This window comes from Shewanella sp. M16 (assembly GCF_018224605.1).
Classification (GTDB): domain Bacteria; phylum Pseudomonadota; class Gammaproteobacteria; order Enterobacterales; family Shewanellaceae; genus Shewanella; species Shewanella oncorhynchi.
The window spans coordinates 1-974 of sequence record NZ_JAGTUL010000107.1 but is presented as its reverse complement, the minus strand read 5'-3'; the positions used below and the strand labels follow the sequence as shown (position 1 = coordinate 974).

Annotated in this window: 1 protein-coding gene; it reads left to right on the top strand. The window is 35.3% G+C overall.

All coding sequences use genetic code 11. The features are described 5' to 3' along the window. Positions 1-298 precede the first annotated feature (298 nt). Complete coding sequence (locus KFE26_RS23615; RefSeq protein ID WP_105251308.1) at positions 299-877, top strand: porin family protein; 579 nt, start codon at positions 299-301, stop codon at positions 875-877. Positions 878-974 lie beyond the last annotated feature (97 nt).

The window sequence follows — 974 nt, the reverse complement described above, 5'->3', positions numbered from 1 at the left end:
GTTGGCTCGTAGATGTGGATAAGAGACAGGTTTATTTTATTGCCTATGAAATAGTTACAATTTCACAGGAAATAAATACATTAAGACAGAATTAGCACGGCTTTAGTGTAAGTATGAAAAAAGTTTCATGTGTTTTATAAAAATAGTTAACTTGAATTTAAAATATTAAAATAAATATATCGCATTGATAAGTAAGGTTATTGTTTTCATTATGTATTGAACTGAGTGTGGTTTTGCGAGGTTGGCATTATTTTTGTAATGTCCTTAGTGTATTTAAATAATTAACTAGGAGTACTTTATGAAAAATCCCATTCTTACTTTAGCTGCCATTATTTCTTTAGCCTCTTTTAGTGCATATTCTCATGCTGATAACATGAGCAACAGTGATGCCGCAGAAAACGGAATCTATGTCGGCGCTAACTACGGTTATTTAAAAGTCGATGGCGATGATGATTTTGATGATAATAGTGATGTAATGCAGGGCCTTGTTGGTTATAAGTTTAATAAATACCTTGCTCTTGAAGGTAGTTACATTAACTTTGGTGATTATGGTAATGGTTTAGCCAATGCCGAAACCGATGGTTACACGGCAGCCCTTAAAGTCATGCTTCCCATTGCAGACCGAGTAGAGCTATATGCTAAAGGTGGTCAGTTATGGTATTCGACAGATTATGACGTCGTCGGTTTTTCTGGCAATGACGATGGCGAAGGTGTATTCGCCGGCGCCGGTGTGGCATTTAAAGTCACAGATCGATTTTTAATTAATGCTGAGTACACTTGGTATGATGCAGATATTAATGTCGATAGCGTCGCCAATGGCGGAAAAACAGATACAGACTTTAATCAAGCCAGTATTGGTGTTGAATATCGCTTCTAATTATTCGTTGTTGATATTTATAATTTAAATATTAATTATTTAGGTGTGATACGCTCAGTGTTACACCTTTTTTATATTACTTATAAGCTCCTCCGAG